6 protein-coding genes, 1 tRNA gene and 2 pseudogenes are annotated in these 9,644 nt (G+C 59.5%); 2 read left to right on the forward strand and 7 right to left on the reverse strand.

The features are described 5' to 3' along the window. Window positions 1-2 precede the first annotated feature (2 nt). The 6 genes and pseudogenes from NW806_RS00410 to NW806_RS00435 all read right to left on the reverse strand — a co-directional run. On the reverse strand, window positions 3-1,046 hold the full coding sequence (locus NW806_RS00410; protein ID WP_011429377.1) for a sulfate/molybdate ABC transporter ATP-binding protein: 1,044 nt from the start codon (window positions 1,044-1,046) through the stop codon (window positions 3-5). A gap of 175 nt (window positions 1,047-1,221) precedes the next feature. Next, window positions 1,222-2,262: a sulfate ABC transporter substrate-binding protein gene (locus tag NW806_RS00415; RefSeq protein ID WP_414409603.1), complete on the reverse strand. Its 1,041-nt coding sequence runs from the start codon at window positions 2,260-2,262 to the stop codon at window positions 1,222-1,224. 68 nt (window positions 2,263-2,330) lie between these two features. Continuing rightward, a complete protein-coding gene (locus NW806_RS00420) occupies window positions 2,331-3,074 on the reverse strand; it encodes a GNAT family N-acetyltransferase (RefSeq protein ID WP_414409716.1) in 744 nt (247 codons plus the stop codon). 121 nt (window positions 3,075-3,195) lie between these two features. Next, window positions 3,196-5,115, reverse strand: a pseudogene (locus tag NW806_RS00425) (acetate--CoA ligase family protein); the annotation flags it as partial. Window positions 5,116-5,167: 52 nt separating this feature from the next. Then, window positions 5,168-5,995 carry an iron-containing alcohol dehydrogenase gene (locus NW806_RS00430; protein WP_414409604.1) on the reverse strand — a complete coding sequence of 276 codons (828 nt, stop codon included), beginning with the start codon at window positions 5,993-5,995 and terminating at the stop codon, window positions 5,168-5,170. Between the two features lie 94 nt (window positions 5,996-6,089). Further along, window positions 6,090-6,846: pseudogene (locus NW806_RS00435) on the reverse strand (pyruvate formate lyase family protein); the annotation flags it as partial. 780 nt (window positions 6,847-7,626) lie between these two features. Here NW806_RS00435 and NW806_RS00440 point away from each other — a divergent pair. After that, window positions 7,627-7,974, forward strand: coding sequence for a DUF1815 family protein (locus tag NW806_RS00440; protein WP_414393445.1), 348 nt, complete (start codon window positions 7,627-7,629; stop codon window positions 7,972-7,974). Window positions 7,975-8,304: 330 nt separating this feature from the next. Here NW806_RS00440 and NW806_RS00445 read toward each other — a convergent pair. Beyond that, window positions 8,305-8,377: transfer RNA gene (locus NW806_RS00445), tRNA-Glu, on the reverse strand. Window positions 8,378-8,699: 322 nt separating this feature from the next. On the opposite strand from NW806_RS00445, the gene clpP reads away from it, so the two are divergent. Then, window positions 8,700-9,302, forward strand: coding sequence for an ATP-dependent Clp endopeptidase proteolytic subunit ClpP (gene clpP, locus NW806_RS00450; protein WP_414405445.1), 603 nt, complete (start codon window positions 8,700-8,702; stop codon window positions 9,300-9,302). Window positions 9,303-9,644 lie beyond the last annotated feature (342 nt).

The raw sequence follows: 9,644 nt of genomic DNA on the forward strand, positions 1-9,644 counted from the left end.
CCCTAAGCTCCCACCGCCATGGCTGTCATTTCCGTTTTCTTGATGGGGAAGGCTTTGATTACCCTGGGGCGCACGTAAACCTGCTGCCCTATGTGCAGGGGCTGGCTGGCGTATTGCTCGCGGCTAAGGTGGGCCCAAAGGGATCCGCCATCGCTCAAGACCAGCTCCGCCTGGATCTCCCGCCCTAGGTGGATGATCTCTTTGACCCAAGCCGAGACACCGCTGCTGGTGGGGCTGAGCTCGATTTGGACATCATGGGGGCGCAAGAAAAGCCGATGCGGGCCGGCCTGCGCTTCAGGGAGCTGGCAGGATAATACGGAGCGGGGCGAGAGCTCGTTGACCGGGCCAATAAAGCTCATGACAAAGGGGGTGGCCGGATGGTCGTAGATCTCGGCAGGGGATCCCACCTGTTCGATCCGCCCCTGGTTCATGACCACAATTTGGTCGGCCACCTCCATAGCCTCTTCTTGGTCGTGGGTAACCAGGACGGTGGTGACATGCACCTCGTCGTGTAGGCGCCGCAGCCACTGGCGCAGCTCCTTGCGCACCCTGGCATCCAGGGCTCCAAAGGGCTCATCCAAAAGCAACACCTGCGGCTCCACCGCCAGAGCACGGGCCAGGGCCACCCGCTGCCGCTGCCCCCCCGAAAGCTGGGAGGGGTAGTGATCCCCAAACCCCGACAGTTGCACCAGCTCCAGCAGCTCGTCCACCCGTGCCCGAATTTCAGCTCTTGGCAGCCTGCGGATCTCCAGGCCAAAGGCAATGTTCTGCCGCACCGTCATGTGCTTAAACAGGGCGTAGTGCTGGAAGACAAAGCCGACGTTGCGCTCCTGGACGCTGGCGTGGGTGGCATCCCGCCCGGTGAGGAAAATCCGCCCCGTGTCTGGCTTCTCCAGGCCGGCAATCAGGCGCAGCAGGGTAGATTTGCCAGAACCCGACGGCCCCAACAAAGCCACTAGGGATCCCGTGGGGATGGTGAGATCGGTAGGGTAGAGCGCCTGAAACTCGCCGAAACGCTTCGATACCCCTGCAATGGTGATGCCCATAGGCTCTGCCTAGCTAGTGGTTTGCCTGAGAAGTTGCTGGATTGGTTGCCGGCTGAGTCTTCTCAAAAGGTTGAGGGAAGTTAAACGCCCACCTAATCTACGGTAAACCTGTCAACAAACCGTTGATACAGCTCCCAGAATAACTTGAATGGGAATCCAAAACAAGGGAGCCCCCCTACAACTCGGCTTGAATGCGGTCAAACAAAGCCCCATCGGCAAAGAAGCGGTTTTGGATTGTCTCCCAGCCGCCTAGGTCGGCAACGGTTACCAGTTTCTCAACAGGAGGGTAACGCCAGGCAAACTCTTGCGCCACCGTGGGCTCCACCGGCCGAAAACCCACCTCGGCAAAGGCCCGCTGCGCCTCGGGAGTAAAGAGGTAGTCCACAAAGGCTTCGGCCACGGCGCGGGTGCCCTTGCGGTCTACGTTGGCATCCACCACCGCTACCGGGTTGTCGATGGAAATGTTGGGATCCGGCACCACGTAGGGCAAGGGCTGGCCGCGCAAGCCCGCCAGGATCACCTCATGTTCGTAGGTGAGCAGGGCATCCCCCTGCCCTTTTTGGAAAAAGACATCCGTAGCCTCCCGCGAGTCCCGCGGCAGGACGCGGACGTTTTTGTAGACCTGAGTAGTGAAGGCTAGGGCCTGCGGCTCAGGGACAGCGCTCCAGAGGGCCAAAAAGTTCCAGCGGGCACCCCCTGAGGTTTTGGGGTTGGCAGTAACCACCTGCAAGCCAGGCCGAGCCAGATCCGTCCAGGAGCGGATATCGTGGGGGTTGCCCTCCCGCGTTACCATCACCACCACCGAACGGGTGACGATCCCTTGGTTGGGTGTGCGACTTTCCCAACCCGGCCGAATCAGGCCGGCAGCCACAATGCGCTCCACATCCAGGCCCAGGGCCAGGGCTACTACGTCGGCATCCAGCCCCTCGATGACCGCCCGCGCTTGCGTTGCCGAGCCAGCGTAGCTGCTTTCTACACGCACCCGTTGTCCAGTCTGGGCCAGCCAGTGGGCCTCAAAGGCAGGGATGATCTGCCGGTAGGCATCGCGGGTCACTGCAAAAGAAGCTAGCAGAATCCTCACTTCCCCCTGGGATCCCGCCCCGCCGCCGCAGCCACCCAGCCCCAGCAGAAGTCCTAGAACCAGGGATCCCAGCCCCAGCCACCGCCCCACTCTCGCCGACCAGCCCACCGCGATGGGTAATCTGTTCACAGCCATCCCCAAAAGCTTCTCATCCTCAACCCTCTCCCCGAAGACGAGGGAAGGTTGGGCGTCAGGGATCTATTCTACGGTAAGCCGGTCGGTAAACCGTTTTTGGAGCCAGGGCTCCCTAGGCAGGGCGTGGGGAGCGCTGCATCGGCAGCAAGATCCAACGTGGCCCTGAGGAGGCCGGGATCCTCTGGGGAGGGGAGCAACTGGAACCCCAAGCGCCTACACAGGCGGCGCATGCCCTCGTTTTCGCTGAGCACCTCGCCGGCCAGGCGCTGGATCCCTTCGCAGCGGGCCACCTGAATGAGGCGGGTCAAGAGCTCCGTGCCGATCCCCTGTCTTGGGTAGGGATCCGCCACCAAGAGGGCAAACTCCGCTTCCTGAGGAAGGCCGTGTTTTTTGGAGAGGCGGCTGATGCCAAGGAGCTGGGGTTCTGGGTCTTGCCGCTCGGCCACCAGGGCAATCTCGCGGTCGTAGTCATTAAAGCAGAGGCGAACCAAGCGCTCGTGGGCGGTGCGAGCGCTGTATTGGATGGGGTGGAAGTAGCGCAGGTAGAGGCTGTAGTCGGAGACGTGGCGGTGAAACTCGAGCACCAGCGGCTCGTCTTCGGCACGGATGGGGCGGATGGTGATGCCGTCGCGGAAGGTCCAACTGTACTGGCTACGGTAGGGGCGGATAGCCAGCGGCACAGGTGGTTCTTGGTCCGAGCGCAAAATGACGCGGGCATCCAAAGCCAGCAGTTTCTCGCCAGAGACCAACAGCGGGTTGATGTCGATCTCTTTGATCTCCCGCTGCTCGGCCACCAGTTGGCTGAGGCGCACCAAAAGCTGCTCCAGTGCCTCCAGATCCACGGCCCGGCGTCCCCGCACCCTTTTGAGGGCCCTTGTAGATGAGGGTATTCTCCATCAAGCGCCGCGCCAAGGTGGTGTTGAGGGGGGGAAGGCCAATGGCGCGATCCCGGAACACCTCCACCAGTTGGCCACCGCTGCCAAACAGCAACACCGGCCCAAATTGGGGATCCTCGCTGCTGCCTAGGATCAGCTCGTAGCCGTTGGTGGGAACCATGGGCTGCACCGTCACCCCTTGAAAGTGCTGGGATCCGGCTTTTTCGGCAACATTAGTCTGGATCTGCTGGTAGGCCCGCCGCACTGCCTCGGCATCGGGCAGGTTGAGCTGCACGCCGCCTACGTCGCTCTTATGGGTGAGAGTGTGGGAGTAAAGCTTCAGCACCACCGGGTAGCCTATGGCCTCAGCAGCTTCCACCGCTGCTTTCGAACTTGCTGCCACCCGTGTGGGCACCACCGGGATCCCGTAGGCGGCTAGGATCTCCTTGGACTCGACCTCGGTTAAGAGCGTGCGACCTTGCTGCCGGGCTTGGCTGAGGATTTGGTGCACCCTATCCCGCTCGACCGCTCTTGCAGGGGGCAAAGTGGGAGTTTCGTAGAGGGCCTTGAGGTTGTCGCTAAAGCGCCACAAGTAGCTAAACACCCGCGCCGCCTGGTCGGGGTAGCGGTAGGTGGGGATCCCGGCCTGGTTGAGGATCTGCTCGCCGGCATCCACCAGGGCTCCCCCCATCCAACTGGCCAGGATGGGTTGGCGGGATCCGCTGCGCCGCCAGGTCTCCACCACTTTCTCAGCCGTGGCCGTGGGATCCGTCATGGCTTGGGGGGCGAGGATCACCAAACAGCCCTGGCTAGCGGGATCCCGCAGCACGATCTCCAGCGCCTGGGCAAAGCGCTCCGGGCCGGCATCGCCCAGGATATCGATGGGGTTGCCGTGGCTCCAGTGGGGCGGCAGGATCTGGTTGAGCTGCTCCAGGGTTTGGGGAGAAAGCTGGGCCAGGGATCCACCGGCGCGGATGAGGGCGTCGGTGGCCAGCACCCCCGGCCCGCCGGCATTGGTGAGGATGGTGAGGTGGGGCCCTTGGGGACGAGGCTGTTTGGCCAGCACCTCCGCCATGTCGAAGAGATCTTCAATGCGATCCACCCGCAGCACACCACAACGGCGTAAGGCCGCATCCAAAACCGCGTCGCTGCCGGTGAGGGATCCCGTGTGGGAGGCTGCTGCCTGGGCTGCTGCCTGGGTGCGTCCCGCCTTGATGACGATGATGGGCTTGCTCAGCGCCACCTCGCGGGCTGCCGATAAGAAGGAGCGGGCATCTCCAATGGATTCCATGTAGAGGACAATGCTGTGGGTATGGGGATCCTCGCCCAGGTAGTCGATCAGATCCCCCCAGCCCACATCCAGCATTGATCCCAGGGAGATGAAGGCGCTAAAGCCCACATTTTCCCGCAGGCTCCAGTCCAGGATTGAAGTGCAGAGGGCCCCGCTTTGGCTGATAAACCCCACGTTGCCGGGTCGGGCCATCTGGGCGGCAAAGGTGGCATTCAAGCCAGTGTGGGGGTTTTGGATCCCCAGGCAGTTGGGGCCAATTAGGCGCAACTTGCCGCGGGCGGCCTGTTGGATGGTCTTTTCCAGGGCCAACCCCTCCGGGCCGATTTCCTTAAAGCCTGCCGAGAGGACAATGGCCCCCTTGACTCCGGCCTCGGCGCATTCTTGGATAACCGCCGGCACCCCGGCTGCCGGGATGGCGATGATGGCCAGATCCACCGGCTCGGGCAAGGCGGAAAGCCGCTCGTAGGCCCGGATGCCCAACACCTGGTGCCGCTTGGGGTTGACCGGGTAGACAGTGCCGCCAAAGGGATGGCTAATGAGGTTCCACAGCACCGTGCGCCCAACACTGCCCTCGCGCTCTGTTGCCCCCACCACGGCCACCGAGCGGGGCAGAAAAATGGGAGCTAAGGGGTGGGATCTGGCCTTCCAGATGTCGAGGCTGGGATCGGGGCGGTGCAGCGTAGCCATAGCCGTTGCCAGGGTGGGGGTCACGTTTTGGCTGGGAGCAAAAAGGCGGCTCTTAGGCCAGAGCCGGCTCCGGCTGGTGGTAGAGAGCAGCCTCTACCCGGCAGCCCCGATAGGCCAAGATGTACAGCTCCTTCATATCCTGGATGAGGGGGTAGCGGGGGTTGGCGCCGGTGCATTGGTCGTCAAAAGCCTGCTCCGCCATCGCTTCCAGACGGTCGTAGAACGCCTGCTCGCTCTCGCTAAGGGCCTCGCGAATGCTGGCCGGGATCCCCAGCTTCCGCTTGAGCTCCTCGATGGCCTCAATGAGGCGCATGACCTTTTCATCGTCATTGGCCCCGCCCAACTGCAGGTAATCGGCAATCTCGGCATAGCGGTGCTTGGCGTTGGGGTAGCGGTATTGGGGAAAGATGGCCTGCTTGAAGGGAGCGTCGGTGGCGTTGTAGCGGATGACGTGGGTAATCATCAAAGCGTTGGCCAGGCCGTGGGGCAGGTGGAAGGTGGATCCCAGCTTGTGCGCCAGGGAGTGGCACACCCCCAAAAAGGCGTTGGCAAAGGCCATGCCGGCAATGGTGGCAGCGTAGTGGACCTTTTCCCGCGCTTCTGGATCTTCGGCCCCCCTCTCGTAGGCCCGCGGCAGGTAGGTCATCAGCAGCTTAATCGCCTGCAGCGCCAGGCCGTCGGTAAACTCGCTGGCCATCACCGAGACATAGGCTTCCAAAGCATGGGTGAGGGCGTCGATGCCGCTGTAGGCGGTTAGCTTCTTGGGCATCTTCAGGGTGAGATCCGGATCCACGATGGCCATGCTGGGGGTGAGGGCGTAGTCCGCCAGGGGGTACTTGATCCCCACCCGGTCGTTGGTCACCACCACAAAGGGTGTCACCTTGGATCCCGTCCCGGAAGTGGTGGGGATGTAGGTCATGCACCGTTAGGTAGGCTAGGTACAGCCACTGGATGGCCTCGCGGGCGTTGGTTGCGGGGCGGCCTAGATCAAAGCCGTAGCTGGCCCCCATCTCCTTGAGCTCGTACAGGGCTTTGATCTGCTCTGAGAGCTCCTCCCGCAGGCGGATGGTTTCTTCATCCATCGTGTCCACCTCTAGGCTGGCCTTCTGCGCCTCCTTGTCCTCAATCAGCCGATCCACGCCATAGAGAGGTACCCGCCGGTAGTCACCGATGATGGGGTCCGGCAAGCCGGTGATGATCCCAGAGCGGCGGCAGCGGCGCATCTCCTCCGTGTAGGCGTCGAAAACCCCGTCGTTGTGGGTCTTGCGATACTTGGTAAAGATTTCCTTAACGCGGGGATCCAGCTCCATAGGCCTTGAGGGCCGTTTCTACCATACGGATGCCGCCAAAGGGCAGGATGGCGCGCTTTAGGGGCTTATCTGTTTGTAGCCCTACGATTTGCTCCAGCTCTCGGTCGATGTAGCCTGGCGGGTGGCTAGTGATGCTGGAAGGAAGGTCGGTGTCGGCATCCAAGATCCCACGCTTCCGCTCCAAGGCCATCAGATCTTGAACTTTGGCCCACAGCTGCTGCGTGCGCTCGGTGGCCGGCGCCAAGAAGCTTTCATCTCCCGTGTAAGGCGTGTAATTGCGCTGAATAAAATCTCGGACGTCGATGCAGCGCTGCCACCGCCCAGGCACGAAATCCCTCAAGCTATGTTGTTTACTTGTGAATTCTGTAGGCAAAGCTACAGAAGACTGGGCGCTCACTACCATAGCAATCCCCCTGGCCATTCGGCCTGACAGCTATGCAACAGGCTAGACCTAGAGCAAGACCTCTCCTCAGCTACTGCTAAGGGCTGCTGGCATCTTTGCCAAAGGGACGATCTAGCCACCGGTGCAAGGGAGAACTTTTAGCAACTCTGATGTTTCTTTTTTCAGGCGTTTGCAATACACCTTGCCCACTTCAATTCTAGTTCCTTCTCCTCTTAGGAGGCCGCTGTCTCTGTATTTTTAATCCCGTTTTTAATATTTTCTTAAGGGGTTGCTAAGGGGGCTTGCCAAACGGCTAGCTTAGGCCAAGGTAGGTTGGAGGCAGCACCCCCGATCAATCAGGCGCCACAGCAGTTGCTCGAGGAAATCTTCACGAGTGGTGCTAAGGCACGGACAACAAATGGGGTTACTCTCGGCAGCTCGAAAGAGCAGATAAGGAGGCCTCGGAAATAAGAGAAGCCTTTCTGAGAATTGGAAAACAACCACGAAAAGCAACTATTCCCCTTCCCGTCCTGAGCTGAGGATCCGCTCCCCCCCTAGAGGCAAGAGTTTTGAACTAGAGTAAACTTTGGTGTTTGTTTTGAGAGGAGTGTTAAATACGACATCTGAACCACCTGGGCCTTGCCTATCATCCTGCTTGGCGCTGGGCAGTTTTGGTTCCTGGACTGAGCTCCTTCCTTGAGGATTGCCGATTGCTGTGCTACATATGAACTTAACTGCCGAGCATAGGTATTTATTACTAAGCGGCTTGTCTGTGGCCAGAAGAGGGCCTGGCTGAGCCGAGGAGTGAGGAGGAGTGTGATGTTCAAACGGTTGGCGGAACAATACCGCAGCTACGTTCAGGATCTGGTGATGAGTTTGCAGGCGCTGGCCATTGCTTTGGAGAAGCGGGGCTACCCGGCCTCCTGCTACACCTGCGGCACCTCCTTTGAGAGCGCTTCCTTCATGGTCAGCTTGCGGGAAGGGCATCTGATTCGCTTTTTAGTCTCCGAGTGCTCCATCAGTTGGACGGAGATGCGGGATGAGCGGGAGCTGATGAAACTAGAAGGAGCGGAGGCCATTCGTCAGCTTCAGGATCTGGTAGAGCTAATCAAAGACGATCTAGCTGCTAGCGCTGCACCAGCAGAAGCTCTGGCCCATAGCCGTTGATCCGCGTCTGAAAGACCTATACAACCTCGGACAAAAGCAGACTTTTGCTCCAGGTTGAGCCTTTCTTCCTGCTTCCACGACCTATAGCTAGCAGCAGAGTTCACCTCCACTACCCCACCAGAGGGATCTCCGCAGGTGTCACTTCCCATCGAGCTGAGGGGAGTTGCTCCTTGCTCTTGATCGAGCACACCGGCTAAAGACGGAGCTGACTTTAGCCTAGGCAAAGTGCCTAGCCGAAGAAATGCAGCTGCTCATCTACTGGCTTAGTTAATCCACGTCAAGGCAGAAGATGCGCCGGCGAAACTACGCATCGTCGCTACCTCTCCTCTATACCCCCAAGGGGATTCGAACCCCTGTCGCATCCGTGAAAGGGATGTGTCCTAGGCCTCTAGACGATGGGGGCATCTCCAAACGAAGCGATCTTGATTGTAAGGAGGCAGGTTTAACTCTGTCAACTTGAATCTCTTGCTAGTCACCGTCGCCCGCCCCCCATCCTACCCCGGCCAAGATCAAGAGTCCCAGGAGAGCCAGACCCAGCAATCCGGCGATCACAAGGGGTTCATCCGGGATCACATCCATTTACACCTCATCTCCGCAGATTGATAGATTGATAATGAGGATCCCAGCGGCAGGCTACCTAGGCAGAGCCAGGCAACTCCTCTGCAGGGGGCAGTTATCCCGTGGCTTAAACTACACTATGGTAGCAACCCATCGCTTGGACTGGCATGATTCCCACTGTTATCGAGCAATCTGCACGCGGCGAGCGCGCCTTTGATATTTACTCGCGTTTGCTACGAGATCGGATTATCTTCTTGGGCACGCCGATAGATGACGACGTAGCCAACCTAATTGTGGCTCAGATGCTCTACCTGGAATCCGAAGACCCTGAGAAAGATATCTACCTCTACATCAACTCTCCTGGCGGCTCTGTCTATGCCGGTATGGCCATTTACGACACCATGCAGCACATCCAGCCAGACGTCTCCACCATCTGCATTGGCTTGGCCGCCAGCATGGGAGCCTTTTTGCTGGCAGGGGGTGCCAAGGGCAAACGCATTGCCCTTCCCCACGCCCGCATTATGATTCACCAACCTCTGGGGGGAGCCCAGGGTCCAGCGACCGACATTGAGATCCAGGCCAGGGAGCTCCTCTTTATCAAAAACAGCCTCAACAGTCTGCTTGCCTACCACACGGGCCAGCCGCTGGAGCGTATCGAGCGCGATACAGACCGCGACAACTTTATGACCCCAGAACAGGCCAAAGAATACGGCATCATCGACCAGGTAATCACCAAGAAGCCGCAGCCTTCCCTGACGACCGTTTCCTAGTCCTCCTGGCTGCCAGGGAGTCTCTTTCCCAGCTGCCTGCCAAGGGGGCTGGTGTCGTTAGGTGGGGGATTCTCCCAGGAAGATGTGAAGAAAGTCAAAGAAATCTATCCCGTTGCCAGCGGAAGGCCTGGCTTACTTTAAGTAAGCTAATCAAACTCATAAAGAAAGTAATGATCTGGCTTTCATCGCGGATGGTAGCTTAGGATTAGACCCAAGAAGGTGGAGCTGCATTATTGAGATCGCAGGGGCAACAAGAGCTGAAAATAGTCCATAGAGGCTTTCTGGACTTGGTGCGTTAAAGCTAGCGATGAAAGGAGTCAGGGAAAGAGGGCTCACAGGTTG

Source organism: Synechococcus sp. W65.1 (genome assembly GCF_047461615.1).
Lineage (GTDB): Bacteria > Cyanobacteriota > Cyanobacteriia > Thermostichales > Thermostichaceae > Thermostichus.